The 12728-nt window shown below is 49.0% G+C and carries 13 protein-coding genes and 2 tRNA genes; all 15 read left to right on the forward strand.

Annotation, left to right across the window (positions count from 1 at the left end):
- The first annotated feature begins 26 nt into the window (after nt 1-26).
- Nucleotides 27-103, forward strand: a tRNA-Pro gene (locus T504_RS0104625).
- 10 nt (nt 104-113) lie between these two features.
- Nucleotides 114-190, forward strand: a tRNA-Arg gene (locus T504_RS0104630).
- 252 nt (nt 191-442) lie between these two features.
- Entirely contained in the window at nt 443-2197 is a 1755-nt protein-coding gene (locus T504_RS0104635; RefSeq protein ID WP_051635208.1) for a sensor domain-containing diguanylate cyclase, read from the forward strand.
- A 149-nt stretch (nt 2198-2346) separates the two neighbouring features.
- Nucleotides 2347-3624 (forward strand): ArsB/NhaD family transporter, encoded by a 1278-nt coding sequence (locus T504_RS0104640; RefSeq protein ID WP_033169895.1) that lies wholly within the window; start codon nt 2347-2349, stop codon nt 3622-3624.
- Nucleotides 3625-3747: 123 nt separating this feature from the next.
- On the forward strand, nt 3748-4020 hold the full coding sequence (locus T504_RS0104645) for a DUF4321 domain-containing protein (RefSeq protein WP_033169896.1): 273 nt from the start codon (nt 3748-3750) through the stop codon (nt 4018-4020).
- A gap of 12 nt (nt 4021-4032) precedes the next feature.
- Entirely contained in the window at nt 4033-4623 is a 591-nt protein-coding gene (locus T504_RS0104650) for a Maf family protein (RefSeq protein WP_033169897.1), read from the forward strand.
- Entirely contained in the window at nt 4592-5281 is a 690-nt protein-coding gene (gene radC / locus T504_RS0104655; RefSeq protein ID WP_033169898.1) for a RadC family protein, read from the forward strand. The genes T504_RS0104650 and radC overlap by 32 nt, the downstream gene beginning before the upstream one ends.
- A 150-nt stretch (nt 5282-5431) precedes the next feature.
- On the forward strand, nt 5432-6472 hold the full coding sequence (locus T504_RS0104660) for a rod shape-determining protein (protein ID WP_033169899.1): 1041 nt from the start codon (nt 5432-5434) through the stop codon (nt 6470-6472).
- Nucleotides 6469-7425 carry a rod shape-determining protein MreC gene (gene mreC, locus T504_RS0104665; RefSeq protein ID WP_033169900.1) on the forward strand — a complete coding sequence of 319 codons (957 nt, stop codon included), beginning with the start codon at nt 6469-6471 and terminating at the stop codon, nt 7423-7425. Before T504_RS0104660 ends, mreC begins: the two co-directional genes overlap by 4 nt.
- Nucleotides 7422-7922, forward strand: a complete 501-nt coding sequence (gene mreD, locus T504_RS0104670) for a rod shape-determining protein MreD (protein ID WP_033169901.1) — start codon at nt 7422-7424, stop codon at nt 7920-7922. The genes mreC and mreD overlap by 4 nt, the downstream gene beginning before the upstream one ends.
- 45 nt (nt 7923-7967) lie before the next feature.
- Entirely contained in the window at nt 7968-9761 is a 1794-nt protein-coding gene (gene mrdA, locus T504_RS0104675) for a penicillin-binding protein 2 (protein ID WP_033169902.1), read from the forward strand.
- Between the two features lie 64 nt (nt 9762-9825).
- The gene (gene minC / locus T504_RS0104680) at nt 9826-10485 is read left to right on the forward strand and encodes a septum site-determining protein MinC (RefSeq protein ID WP_033169903.1); all 660 of its coding nucleotides are present in this window, start codon (nt 9826-9828) and stop codon (nt 10483-10485) included.
- A gap of 11 nt (nt 10486-10496) precedes the next feature.
- A complete protein-coding gene (gene minD / locus T504_RS0104685) occupies nt 10497-11285 on the forward strand; it encodes a septum site-determining protein MinD (RefSeq protein WP_033169904.1) in 789 nt (262 codons plus the stop codon).
- 11 nt (nt 11286-11296) lie between these two features.
- Nucleotides 11297-11569: a cell division topological specificity factor MinE gene (gene minE, locus T504_RS0104690; RefSeq protein WP_033169905.1), complete on the forward strand. Its 273-nt coding sequence runs from the start codon at nt 11297-11299 to the stop codon at nt 11567-11569.
- Between the two features lie 17 nt (nt 11570-11586).
- On the forward strand, nt 11587-12690 hold the full coding sequence (gene rodA, locus T504_RS0104695; protein WP_033169906.1) for a rod shape-determining protein RodA: 1104 nt from the start codon (nt 11587-11589) through the stop codon (nt 12688-12690).
- Nucleotides 12691-12728: the final 38 nt, after the last annotated feature.

The raw sequence follows: 12728 nt of genomic DNA on the forward strand, positions 1-12728 counted from the left end.
TTTGGATATACTATACAAGTGGTCTACGGGATGTAGCGCAGTTTGGTAGCGCGCCTGCTTTGGGAGCAGGATGTCGCAGGTTCGAATCCTGTCATCCCGACCATTATTTTATTGCGTCAGTAGCTCAGTTGGATAGAGCAACGGCCTTCTAAGCCGTGGGTCGGGGGTTCGAATCCCTCCTGACGCACCAAAGGATTATTGCTCCGAGGGGTCCTCGGAGTTTTTTGTATTATAAGTGTTAAAGTCAGCAAGTGTTTTCAGAAGCCCGGATGCCTCGTTGTATTCGAGCTTTTTCCATAGGCACAGAAGGAACTATCGATGAGGGAATGGGGAAAAACAGCTTGCTAATCCAGACTTTAAACGGTAATATGATAGTGACGTATCATATATTTGCGAGTAAATAAAGTAAGTGTTTTTGTTACTGGTTAAGGGTTGAAATAAAATGAAACAGATTCCTTTTTCGATTCAAAAGCGTCAGGAACTTCAGGACTGTATTGAAAAAGTAAAACAAGAAGCCCGGTCCATGCGCCGGGTATCCTGTGTGATGGTCTCTATTTTCATGGATACGGCAAATGAGCGAATGTTGATGGAGATGCAGCGGACAATTTCGGCCTCGTTTCCAGAAGCGCAGATTGTTGGTGCCGTATCTACAGGAGAAATTGTAAATGGACGTTTAATCGAGCATAATATTGTAGTCAATTTTACCTTGTTTGAATGCTCGGAAGTTCGAGTCATGTCTTACGATTTCCGGCAGATGTCCAGTGAACAGGCTGGTAAGGATTTGTTGGCGATATTAAATGCGGACAAAAACGTGGCAGCGGTTGAGGTAATTTCGGCGGGGTTCCATCTCGATATCAATCCGTTCTTCCGAGAAGCTTCAAAATCAAGGGAAGAGATTGTTTTCTTTGGTGGTTTGGCTGATGATGGAAGCTTGGGGCAAAATGGAATGGTTTTTGCTCAGAATACGAATCTTCGCCATGGCGTAGCAGTAGCGGTTTTCAGTGGGGATAAGCTTCATGTGGAAGCTAGCTCGAGTTTTGGCTGGAAACCGTTGGGGCGCAGCATGACGGTTACCAAGATGGATGGAGAATATTGCCTGCAGGAATTGGATGGACAGCCGGCATTGGATATCTTCAACCGATATTTGGGGATCGCAAACGATGAAAAATTCTTGGTCGAAGCGCTGACTTTCCCGTTTTATTTTGAGCGTCATGGCGTGGTTTTGGCGCGTCACCCACGCCGGTGCCGCGAAGATGGCGGCATCATGTTTGGCGCAGATATTCGTCAAGGAGAGGAAGTGCGCCTGGCTTATGGCGATCCGGGGGATATTATCGAGAACGCCCTGGTATTGCAGGGGAAGCTGGCGTCGTTTCAGCCGGAAGCAATTTTTGTTGTAAGCTGTGTAGCGCGCTGGATGCTATTAGGCAGCGATACGGAACAGGAATTATCCATTACGCGGGATTTGGCCCCGTCCTCTGGATTTTATGCCTATGGAGAGTTCATGCGCATTCAGAATGGCGAAATCATGGTATCCAACATGACGCTGGTAACGATTGGGATGCGTGAGGGACTCAAGACTGGTGTGAATCCGCCGTTGGTGGTGACGCCGCCAAAACTCAAGAAACATCGATCCATTATGGCGCATTTGGTGCATTTTATCGAGACGACTACGCAGGAACTGGAGGCGTCGAATTCTAAGTTGAAGCGCTTGGCACAGCTTGATCGCTTGACAGGTCTATACAACCGCGGGGAGACGGAATTGCGGCTGCGACGCATGATGAAGGCTGCAGCGCTCAATGCCCATCCGCTCTCGATACTCATGATGGATGTCGATGATTTCAAGGGAATCAACGACACGTATGGCCATGCGGCGGGAGATGCGACCATCAAGGCGATTGCGGATATCCTGCGTGCTTCGACCCGCAAGGATGATGATGCTCCAGGGAGATGGGGCGGTGACGAATTCTTTGTGGTGTTCTATGATATGGATCAAGAAAACTTGCGGGAGGTCGCGGAACGCATCCGTCGGAAAGTTGCTGACTTGGATATCTTGACGGATGGTGGGAAGGTAACGACTAGCATTGGGGTGGTTACGGCGCACCCGGAAGATACCGTAGACAGCCTTTGCCGTCGAGTAGACCGGGCTTTGTATGAGGCGAAGCGCACCGTAGGGAAAAATACCGTGGTCATGCTATAAATCGTGGGGATGGTCTTGCTATTTTTGTCTTTGGTATGGTAAGATATTCCTGCAATTGAATTTGAATCTTGGCGGAGTCTGGTCACCACGGGCTCCGTCTATTTTTTTCGGAAGCCTGTGGAATTGTCAAGGCAAAAAGGAGGCATAAAATGGAAGTTTTAGCAGGTATTATTTTTATTTTGATGTATGTGGTGATTGTATCGGAAAAGATACACCGTACGGTTGCCGCTATGCTTGGTGCAACACTGATGGTTTTGTTAGGCATCATGAGCCAGGAAACTGCTTTGCATCATGTGGATTTCAACACGCTGGGCTTGCTGGTCGGTATGATGGTGTTGGTCGGGGTGACAAGCCATACGGGATTGTTTGACTACGTTGCTATCAAGGCGGCAAAAGTAGCGAAGGCGGAACCAAAACGCATTTTGGTATATCTTGGTCTCATTACGGCTGTTTTTTCGGCGTTCCTTGATAATGTTACGACCGTTTTGCTGATGGTGCCAGTTACCTTTAGCATCACGCAGAAGCTGCACATCAATCCGATTCCGTTTCTGCTGACGCAGATCATTGCATCGAATGTTGGTGGTACAGCAACGCTTATTGGTGATCCGCCGAATATTATGATTGGCAGTGCGATAAAAGAATTGACCTTTATGGCGTTTATTGAGAATTTGGCACCGATTGCCCTTATCAATCTGGTGGTGGTAATTTTCCTGGTGGAGGTCATTTATCGCAACAAGATGAATACGAAACCGGAACTGCAGGCTGAACTCATGCAGATGGATGAGAAAAAATCCCTTAAAGACCGTGGCCTTTTGGTTCGTTCGTTGTTTGTGCTGACGCTGGTCATTCTGGGCTTCTTTACCCATTCGATTACCCATATCGAATCTTCGATGATTGCGCTGGCTGGCGGTTTCCTGCTGCTCCTTTTGGCGGGTGGGAGCCATCATCTGGTCGAAAAGACGATGAAGTCGGTAGAGTGGGCTACCATCTTCTTCTTCATCGGTCTGTTTATCGCTGTTGGCGGCCTCATCGAAACGGGTATTATCGGCAGTTTGGCCAAACAGGCCGTAGAGCTTACGGGCGGCGATGTAACGAAAACTTCGTTGCTGGTTTTGTGGCTCAGTGCGCTGGTGTCCTCTGTATTGGATAATATCCCGTTTGTCGCTACCATGATTCCGCTTATTCAGGATATGGGAAATATGGGGGTTAGCAACCTCGAACCTATTTGGTGGAGCTTGGCGCTGGGAGCCTGCCTGGGCGGCAATGGAACATTGGTAGGCGCTTCTGCTAACCTCATTGTGGCTGGTTTAGCGGCGGAACGCGGGGTAAAAATTACCTTTATCAATTATTTTAAAATCGGATTTCCTATCATGCTCTTGACGATTGTACTGTCAACGGTGTATGTTTATATCCGGTACTTGATTTAATCTGCTGATGAAAGTTGCGGAATCAAATTCCGCAACTTTTTTTGTTTGGATTTTGCCTTGGCGGGCAGGAATCCGGGAGTAGGACAAGAATAGTAAGGATGATAATGGTTTGGAGGGGTCCTTTTGGCAAAGTTTAGTGGACGCAGTTCGGGAATATGCTTCCTATTTGTAGTGGTAGGTGCGATTCTGGGAGGAATTATTGGCCAGCTGTTGATGAATGTGGATGCACTTTCGGGATTAATGCCGTATTTGGTGGCGACGTATCCTGTTTTCGATGTGAAGCCCTTTACCATTAATCTCTATGTGATTCAGTTAACACTGGGGTTGGCATTTGCCCCGAATCTCATGAGTATTTTCGGAATTGTTCTGGCAATTGTACTATTTCGCCGCTATTGAGAGGGGAAAGTCATGATTATTTTGGCGTCTGGTTCACCGCGTAGAAAGGAACTTCTGGAACAAGTGGGAGCCAGTTTTGTGGTCTCGGTAAGTGATGCTGCGGAGGAAAGCAGTGATCGGCTCGAGCCGGAAGAACTGGTGAGAATTAATGCCGTGGCGAAGGCGAAGGCTGTGGCTGCCGAATATCCGGAAAAGCCGGTATTGGGGGCAGATACGGTGGTTTCGCTTGACGGGCATACGTATGGGAAGCCGTGTGATAAGAATGAGGCTTGCCGCATGTTGGAGAACTTTTCGGGACGGACTCATCAGGTATCTACCGGTATAGCCATGGTGGTAAAGGGTGAGATCTATACGGATGTAGTGACCACGAAAGTCACTTTCGGTGCGATGTCCCAAGAGGAGATTTCCCGTTATGTCGAGACCGGTGAGCCACTGGATAAGGCAGGGGCTTATGCGGTTCAGGGAATAGCGGCGCGTTTTATCGAGAAAATCGAGGGCTCATACTCCAATGTGGTTGGCTTGCCGTTACATGCAGTCACACAGCTTGCTAGAAAGGCAGGCGTTGATTTGTATGACAATCATGGTGAGGGATTTACCCGTTAAAGAACGTCCTCGGGAAAAACTATTGGCGGCTGGAGCAGCGGGCCTTAGCAATACAGAGCTATTGGCAGTACTGCTTCGCACGGGGACGAGGGAGAAGTCAGTCCTTCGGATTGCCGAGGAAGTCTTGGCGTATTACAAAGAGCGGGGACTATTGGCCATTGCCCATATTCCTGCGGCAGAGCTAGCGGCAATTCATGGCGTAGGGCAGGCGAAAGCCGCTACTATCCTGGCGGCGGTGGAGCTTGGCCGGCGCTTGTCGATGCTGGAGGCTGAATGCGTAGAAGTGGTAAATGGCCCCGAGGATGTGGCGCATTTTGCCATGCCCAGGTTCCGGTTTGAACAACGGGAGCATTTTGCGGTTATGCTGCTGAATACCAAAAATCATATTTTGGGACTGCATGATGTTTCCGTGGGAAGCTTGCAGGCTTCGGTGGTGCATCCGCGTGAAGTGTTCCGAACGGCGGTAGACTACGCCGCAGCTTCCATGATATTGCTGCACAATCACCCGAGTGGCGATCCTACGCCCAGTCATGAAGATATCGCTGTGACAGCGCGGTTAGTCAAAGCGGGGAAAATCATGGATATCCCTGTCCTGGATCATGTTATCATTGGGCGCAACCGGTATGTCAGCCTGAAAGACAAGGGGTTAATGTCGTAGGAGAAAATTGTTATTTCTGGAATTTTTCCGTTACAAACTCCTATGATTTGTGCTACAATAAGAGTGCTGTTTTTTTATTTTATGTTGTAAATTTCGCCGGTGCGATATCGTATTGGCTTGTTTTTATTTCGAAGGGAGTTTTTCGGTAAAATGTGGAGTCTTTTTGGTGGTTTATCTCACGATATGGGCATTGACCTTGGTACGGCAAATACCTTGGTGCATGTAAAAGGCAGAGGTATTGTCCTGCGTGAGCCGTCGGTTGTTGCCATTAAGAGTGATACGGGCGATGTGTTGGCTGTCGGTGAGGAAGCTAAGCAGATGATTGGCCGTACGCCGGGCAACATCATTGCAATTCGCCCGATGAAAGACGGCGTTATTGCCGATTTTGATGTAACGCAGGCCATGCTGAAATACTTCATCCGCAAGGCAATGAATTCGAAATCCTTTGTTCGTCCGCGCGTTGTCGTTGGTGTTCCTTCCGGTGTTACGGAAGTGGAGAAGCGTGCGGTTATCGATGCCGCCCAGCAGGCAGGCGCTCGCGAAGCCTACCTGATTGAGGAGCCGATGGCAGCGGCAATTGGTGCAGGCCTTCCGGTTGAGGAAGCGACGGGAAGCATGGTGGTCGATATCGGCGGCGGTACGACAGAGATTGCTGTTATCTCGCTGGGCGGTATTGTTACGAGTCGTTCCATCCGCATCGGTGGCGATGAGATGGATTCTGCGATTGTGCAATATATCAAGCGCATGTACAATCTCATGATTGGTGAGCGTACGGCTGAGGAAATCAAAATCAGCATCGGCACGGCTATCGTTACGCCGGATACGGACAAGACAATGGATATCCGTGGCCGCGATTTGGTTAGTGGCCTGCCGAAAACCCTGACGATTCAGGCTCGGGAGATTCGTGATGCGCTCAATGAGCCGATTTACAAGATTATCGATGCCGTCAAGGGAACGCTGGAGAAAACTCCGCCTGAACTTGCTGCAGACGTCATGGATCATGGCATCATGATGACGGGCGGTGGTGCACTGCTGACGAACCTTGATAAGCTCCTGTCCCAGGAAACGGGAATGCCGGTTCTGGTATCGGAAGATGCGCTCTCCTGTGTCGGTGAAGGTACGGGTAAATCCTTGGAGAATATTGAGCTCTTGAAACGTGTAGTAATGACCTCGAAGAAGTTGAGACAATGAGCAGTAGAGTAAGAAAAGATAAGAATCCGCATCGCAAGACATGGGCTGTGCTGTTTGTCATTGTGAGCTTGTTCTGCATCATTTTCTTTGCTGCTAAGGGGCGCTTTCAGGCAACAGCAAACAGCCAGGCAGTGGCGTTGGTGCTGTCGCCGTTTCAGCAGGCGGTGTCATGGATCGGCGGACAGTTGGACTACGTGACCAGCACGGTCTGGGATATTGCTACGGCGCATGAACAGAATAAACTGTTGCGCAATGAAGTGGAGCAGCTTCGCATACAGAACCTTGAGGCAAGCGAAGCGATGGCCGAAAATGAGCGATTGCGGACGCTGTTGGGCTATCGTCAGATGACCACTCAATTTGACTTGGTCGCTGCCAGGGTTATCGGCCGTGAGTCGGCAACCTGGTCACGGATGATTGTAATCAATCGGGGCCAGAAGGATGGCATTGCTGTCGATATGGTTGTCGTGACTTCGGATGGCTTGGTGGGGCATATTGTCGAGGCCGATTGGAATACGTCGAAGGTCCAGCTGATTTTGGATCCGCGTTCTTCGGTGGGAACCATCGTACAGCGGGCTGAATCACGGGTAGCCGGAATCGTTCAAGGTGACACGAATAACCCGATGATGCCGCAAATGGTGAATATTGCAAAGAATGCAGATGTAGCAGAAGGCGATGTCATTGTAACGTCAGGATTCGGTGGCATCTATCCCAAGGGAATCGTTGTCGGACGAATTTCTTCCATTGAAAATGATGCTGGCGGACTGCTGAAAATCGGTCTATTGGAGACCGCGGTAGATTTCCAAAAATTGGAAGACGTCATGGTAATCACAGCTTCCCGTGAAGCTCCTCCGGAACCAATGAAACCACCGGCACAGACGCCCGGGACGGAGACGGATCCGGCTGCACAGGCTGCTGAGGCAAAGGCTGCGGCAGCTGGGGAGAGTCAGAAATGAATAAGTTTGGAAGACTAGCGATTTTTGTCGTTCTGCTTTATGTGGTGCAATCGTCTCTACTGACGCTTATTGCCTACCGTGGAATTGGACCAGATCTCATGCTGCTACTTACGGTTTCCTACGCGTTCTTGCGTGGGATGCGGTATGGAGGACTGATGGGATTCGCTACGGGGTTATTACAAGACTTGGCGATGGGAACGTTTTTGGGCGTTCATGCTTTTTCGCAGCTCTTGATTGGCATGTTCTTTGGACGATTTTCTGACCGGGTATTCAAGGAGCAGTTTTTCCTGCCGGTATTTGCATCGGTAGCAGCAATTGTGGCAAACTATTTTATTTTGGCGTTGCTTATGGTATTATTAGGGTATCGCTTTAATCTGGTGGGCAATATGGAATCTATGCTGGTTCCGATGCTCATCTATCAGCTGGCTTTTGCCTATCCTGTGCATCGTCTTGCCTATGCCTTGGATAAGAAGCTCAGCAAAAAAGAAAAACACTGATTAAGGCACCTTGCGGGGTGCCTTTCGTTATGGGAGAGATAATTCTTGGTCGAAAATGATGAATTTGGCGGCAGATTAAAAGTCCTGGGCTGGCTTTGCGTGCTGGTCATTGCCGTACTCATCGGGCGGGCAGGTTACCTGCAGATTTATCAGGGAGAATATTATTCGGAGCTTGCCGAAGGCAATCGCATCCGTATTATCCCCTCGATGGCTCCGCGAGGAACTTTTTATGATTGCAATGGAGAACTTTTGGTACAGAATCGTCCGGGCTTTACGGTCTCCTTGCTGCCGCTTACGGCACCGATTTCTGAGGATGTCATTGAGCGTTTGTCAGAACTCATAAAGGTACCGGTGGCGGACATTAAGAAAAAAATCGCAATGCATAGTGGTTTTGATCCGATTCGCATCAAAGCAGATGTCACACCGGATATCGTTACCATCATTGAAGAGCAGAAAGAAAATTATCCGGGAGTTGTCATCGAAGTTCTGCCGATTCGTGACTACATGAATAAGCAGGAGGCAGCACATACTTACGGGTATGTCAGTGAAATCAATGATACGGAACTAGAGAAGATGAAAGACGACGGGTATAAGACCGGCGACATCATAGGCAAGTTCGGCTTGGAAAAAGTCTACGACAAGGAACTTCGTGGAGAAAATGGTGGCCAGCAGGTCGAAGTGGATGTATCCGGCCGTCCTGTAGAGATCCTGGGCAAAAAGGATCCGATTCCTGGTGATGATCTCTATCTTACTATCGATAAAAACTTGCAGGCAGCTGCGGAAAAAGCCGTCGATGAGCAGCTCAAGGCGATCAATGCTCATGCGGCAGCTGCTGTTGCGCTAAATCCACAGACGGGCGAGATTTTGGCCATCGTAAGCCGGCCGGCTTTTGATCCGAATCTGTTTGCGCATGGTATTTCCAACAAGGATTGGAATGCGCTGAACAATAATCCCTACCATCCGATGGACAATAAGGCGATTTCCGGTGAATATCCGCCAGGGTCGACTTTTAAAATTGTTACCGGTACTGCGGCGCTTACGGAAGGGGTAGTATCACCGGAAGAGCTCATCAACGATACTGGCCGTCATTGGATTATCCCCAAGGGAAACTCGGAAGGTGAGGCCTTGGGCCTTATCAACTTCCGGCAGGCAATGGCTCATTCGGATAATGTCTATTTCTATGAGATGGGAAATCGTCTAGGCATTGATCGACTGGAAAAATACGCGCGAATGTTTGGCTTGGGCAAAACGACAGGGGTCGACCTTCCTTATGAAGCCTCGGGGCTGGTGGCTAATCGCCGTTATAAGGAATTGAACTTTGAAGACGGCGAATGGTATTTGTCCGAGACGTTTGATGCGGCAATCGGTCAGGGCTTCAATCTGGTAACGCCTTTGCAGGCCGCTATGGTTATGGGAGAGATCGCTGCCGATGGGAAGCGGTATCGTCCGCATGTCGTCAAGCGCATTGTGGGGCCGGATGGCAAGGTCATCAAAGAATTCCAACCGGAACTTCTGTCGACGCTGGACGTTGATCCCAATGTCATCAAGCTGGTTCAGGATGGTCTCCACGATGTTACGAAGTATGGTACGGCGGCTTCGTCGTTCCAAGGCTTTACTATCGATATTGCTGGTAAGACGGGTACGGCGGAGAATTCCCATGGCAGAGACCATGGCTGGTTCGTTGCCTATGGACCTTTCGACAACCCGAATATCGTCGTAGCCGTTATTGTAGAGCAGGGTGGTTTTGGTGCCCAATCCGCCGTACCGATTGGCCGCAAGATTCTGGAAGCGGCATTTGGTATCAACCAGCAGAAGCCTGCACAGCAGCAAAATCCGTAATCGATTCTGTCGCAATATTGGTATTGGCAGATGAAGATAAAATTTTTTAGAAGTGAGGGCAGCCATGAGTGAAGAAATTGTAAAGATCAAGGGCAGTAAGTCCGGTCTGCAGCTTAGTTTCGCAGATGGTGCTACCTTTGATGATGTTCGCCAGGATATTGAAGACAAACTTGTCTCTGGGACAGGTTTTTTCCTGCGTGGAACGTTGGTACTTCTTCCCAATGATGCGTTTACCGAAGAGGAGCGTGGAAACTTACAGAAGTTATTCCACGAGCATGGCTTGATTTGCCGGACCATGAAAGCGGCGGAGCAGCAGACTCCGTCGGAAAAGGTGCGGGAGGAAAGCAAGCAGCATCAGGAAGCGGTAAAAAAGGCAAAGGCCGAGAAAGAGAAAGTTCAGGAAATGGTCGTCGTCAACCGCACCCTGCGGGGAGGACAGGAAATCCGGACGGAAAGCTCGGTCATGGTTTGTGGCAATGTAAATCCCGGCGCGCAGATTATTGCGGGAGGCAGCATTGATATCCGTGGTACTTGCCGCGGCATGGTGCATGCGGGGGCATTTGGAGACAGTACAGCTTTTATCATTGCGGATCATCTGATGCCGACGCAGATTCGCATCTCCAATCTCATTGCCCGGTCACCGGATGAGATGGAAAAAACTGAACGGGCAGAACGAGCTTCCATAAAAGAAGGTCGTATTGTGATTGAACCAATAGAAAGGTAGGAACTGAAAACATGAGTGAAATCTATGTAATTACCTCCGGTAAAGGCGGCGTTGGTAAGACCACAACGACGGCAAATCTTGGTGTTGGCCTTGCTATGCGTGGCAAGAAAGTCGTATTGGTGGATACGGATACAGGGCTTCGGAATCTGGACCTTTTGCTGGGCCTTGAGAATCGTATCATGTATGATTTGATTGACGTTACTGAAGGTCGCGTTCCTTACAAGAAGGCGTTGGTTCGCCATAAGAAATACGATTCGCTTTTCCTGCTGCCGACTTCACAGGTAAAGGACAAGATGGCGGTTAACCCGGAGCAGCTCATCGCCTTGTGCAACGAACTCCGCAAAGAATTTGACTACATCCTGATTGACTGCCCAGCAGGTATTGAGCAGGGCTTCAAGACGGCAATCGCAGCTGCGGATACGGCCTTAGTCGTGACGATGCCAGAGATTTCGGCCGTCCGCGATGCCGATAAGATTATCGGTGAGCTTGGACGCGCGGATAAGGAAAACATCAAGCTGATTGTAAACCGCATTCGTCCGCAGATGGTGGAAAATGGGGACATGCTTGATATGGACGATATCGACGACATTCTTTCCTTGGAATGCATTGGACAGGTCCCGGATGACATCAAAGTCGTTACCAGCACCAATAAGGGTGAGCCTTGCATTACGATGGATGACTCTCAGGCTGGTACGGCTTATCGCAATATCGTTGGGCGTATGTGCGGCGAAGATATTCCATTCATGACGTTTGAAAAAGAGGGCTTCTGGACTCGTTTGAAGCATGTTTTCCGTAAGTAAGGAGGAGTTTTATGTTAGACGCATTGATGAAGATTTTCGGCAAGAAAGAGCAGTCTGGCAAGATTGCCCGCGACCGCCTGAAGGTCGTGCTCATCCATGACCGTGCCAACATTTCTCCTGAAGTCATGGATAATCTCAAGAACGATATCATCAAAGTGATTTCCAATTACATGGAAATCAACCAGACGGATATGGAAATTTCGTTGGCTAACGATGATGATTCGGTTGCTTTGGTTGCCAATATTCCCGTCGCACGCATGAAGCATGACAAGGGAAATCACTGAGAGATGAACAAAAAGAAATGACAAAAAGTATATTACGGCGTATGGATTTGTCGTTGCTGGCGGCAACGGTGGGAATTATTCTCATGAGCTTGGTCATCATCGGTAGTGCTACCCATATCAATACGCCAAGCGATGACCGTTATTGGTTTGTTGCCCGGCAGGGAATCTTTGCTCTGGTGAATGTTGGATTTGCCGCCTTTCTGTTGAATTTTGATTATAAATTGCTGCAGGGGTATGGAAATAAGCTCTATGTGTTTAATCTCATCATGCTGTTGGCCGTCATGTTTGTTGGACAATCGGCATTGGGGGCGCAGCGTTGGATTTCTATTGGGCCAATCAGTATTCAGCCATCGGAGTTTTCAAAAATTATCATGATTGTGTCGCTGGCAACTATGCTCGAAGACCGCGTGGGCAAGTTGAATACGCTTCATGATTTGTTACCGGTGGCTGCTTATGTGGGCCTGCCATTTCTACTGGTCATGAAGCAGCCGGATTTGGGAACATCGCTGGTATTTATGGCCATCTTTTTCGGCATGATTTTTGCCTGTGGCATCAACTTGAAGATACTTGGGGGCATTTTTGCCACGGGAATTGCGATGATGCCAATTTTATGGCATGTGCTCAAGGATTACCAGAAGATGCGCATCATGGTCTTTATGGACCCGAATGTGGATCCGCTGGGATCTGGGTATCATATCATCCAGTCGAAAATTGCTATTGGTTCGGGGCTGTTGTTTGGCAAGGGGCTGTTTGAAGGTACGCAAAGCCAGTTGAATTTTTTGCCGGAGAATCATACGGACTTTATCTTCGCCGTGGTGGGCGAGGAACTGGGCTTTATCGGTGTCACTTTCCTGCTGCTTCTTTACCTGGTGGTACTTTGGCGCGGAATGTGCATTGCCCGGGATGCCAGTGATACATTCGGCCGGCTGCTGGCAGTAGGTATTACTTCGATGTTGGCTTTCCATGTGCTGGTCAATGTTGGTATGACGCTTGGTATTATGCCGGTTACAGGTATACCGCTGCCACTGATGAGTTATGGTGTCAGCTCACTGACGACCAATATCCTGTCGATTACGATATTGATGAACATCCAATTACGAAAGCAGAAGCTGTTGTTTTAGCAGTTTTTTACGCGAAATTGAAGTGGCTCCTCCCCATT

It is taken from the genome of Selenomonas sp. ND2010, assembly GCF_000702005.1.
In the GTDB taxonomy this organism is placed as follows: domain Bacteria; phylum Bacillota; class Negativicutes; order Selenomonadales; family Selenomonadaceae; genus Selenomonas_A.